Origin of the sequence: Dactylosporangium sp. NPDC000521, assembly GCF_042898305.1 — a bacterium.
Lineage (GTDB): Bacteria > Actinomycetota > Actinomycetes > Mycobacteriales > Micromonosporaceae > Dactylosporangium.
Window position 1 is genome coordinate 144,132 of the sequence record NZ_JBIAYW010000008.1, and the last position, 1,755, is coordinate 145,886.

The following is a 1,755-nucleotide window of genomic DNA, read 5'->3' on the forward strand; positions in this document are numbered from 1 at the left end:
CGGCCCAAGGCGAACCTCCATCGCCGCTGACCGGACACAGCGGATCACCCATGGAGAACCCGCTCGTCGCCATGGAGGCCACGGCCTTCAACGGCATGATCCAAGGACGGGGGTGGCCACCCCGGCAGCCGGATCCGTCCTTGGATCACCCCACGACGGTGAACCCCGCGTCGGTGGATGCGGCGGCGCATCACGGGCGTCCCGCCCAGCCGCCACACCCGCGCGACCGGCGTTCCGGGACGGGAGATCGAAGGCTGGGTCTGGCTGTGCCGGCGGCCGGATTCGTGCTTCGATCAAGGTGATGGTGGGCGGGGAGCCGGCGCAGGTGGCTGTGTGCATGGGTGGCGGAGAGCGGGAGGGACGGTGAGGGCGGCATGGGAGTAGAGTCCAGCGCCGTGATCGTGCGCATGTGGGAGGTCCGGGCGCACCCGGAGGCGTTCGACGAGCTGTTGTCGTGGGTGTGTGAGGCGATGCTGCCCAAGGTCGAGGTGCATCCGCTGCACATCAGCAGCGAGGTGTACTCGTCGACGGACCACCGGCTGGTTGTCGTCGCGAAGTGGCGGGGGAGCGCGCCTGAGGAGTTCGCGGACCCGCCGTCGCATCTCGTGTCGCGGCGGCCGCAGGCGTGGGACTTCACCGAGGTCGACCGCTGACGGCGCGCCGCGGGGACTGTCCAGCGGGCGGAAATTGTAAGGCGTCGGACCCGCCGGCCGGGTTACCGTCGGCGAGCCATGAAACGGTTGCCGATCGACGAGCCGGGGGAGCCTGACAGCGGGTCCGCCGCGCGGTATCTGCTGTGGGTGCTGCGGCATCAGCTGCCGACGATCATCGTGGGGATCGCTCTCGGGATCGTCTGGATGGTGAGTCAGGCGCTCGTGCCGGCGGCGCTCGGTGCCGGGGTCGACGCGCTGACCAGCCATGACCGGGGTGCGCTGCTCGCGGCGGGTGGGGCGCTGCTCGGGCTCGGGACGGTGACCGCGGTCAGCGGCATCATGCGGCACCGGTTCGCCGTCACGAACTTCCTGAGTGCCGGGTTCCGGACCATGCAGGTCACCGCCCGGCACGCGACGCGGCTCGGGGCGACGCTGCCGAAGAAGGTCGCCACCGGCGAGGTCGTGAGCATCGGCACCACGGACTTCGACCACATCGGGTACGCGATGGACGTCAGCGCCCGCGGTGGTGGGGCCGTCGTCGCGATCGTCGTCGTCTCCGTGCTGCTGCTCGACGTGTCGGTGCCGCTCGGGCTCGTCGTCGTCATCGGCGTGCCGCTGCTCGTCGCCGTCGTCGGGCTGCTGCTCAAGCCGCTCCACCAGCGTCGCCGCGCGCAGCGGGAGCTCGCCGGTGCGCTCACCGGCCGCGCCGCGGACATCGTGTCGGGGCTGCGGATCCTGCGCGGCATCGGCGGTGAGGACGTCGTGTCGGGGCGGTACAGGGCCGAGTCGCAGCAGGTGCGCGCCGCCGGCATCCGGGTCGCGAAGGTCGAGACGCTCCTCGAAGGCGCCCAGATCCTGCTGCCGGGTCTGTTCGTCGCGCTGGTCACGTGGCTCGGCGCCAGGTTCGCCGTCGCGGGCAGGATCACGCCGGGCGAGCTGGTCGCGTTCTACGCGTACGCGGCGTTCCTCGTCAGCCCGCTGCGGACGCTCACCGAGGTCGCGGAGAAGGTGACCCGCGGTCACGTCGCCGCCGGCCGGGTCGTGTCACTGCTGCGCGTCGAGCCCGAACTGCACGACCCCACCGACCCGGTCAGCATCAAGA

Annotated in this window: 2 protein-coding genes; both read left to right on the forward strand. The window is 71.5% G+C overall.

Going from position 1 to position 1,755, the window contains the following annotated elements; all coding sequences use genetic code 11:
• Window positions 1-395: 395 nt before the first annotated feature.
• The gene (locus ACFY3L_RS26270) at window positions 396-653 is read left to right on the forward strand and encodes a hypothetical protein (RefSeq protein WP_389330090.1); all 258 of its coding nucleotides are present in this window, start codon (window positions 396-398) and stop codon (window positions 651-653) included.
• 78 nt (window positions 654-731) lie between these two features.
• On the forward strand, window positions 732-1,755 hold a 1,024-nt coding region (locus ACFY3L_RS26275), incomplete at its 3' end, for an ABC transporter transmembrane domain-containing protein (RefSeq protein ID WP_389329183.1).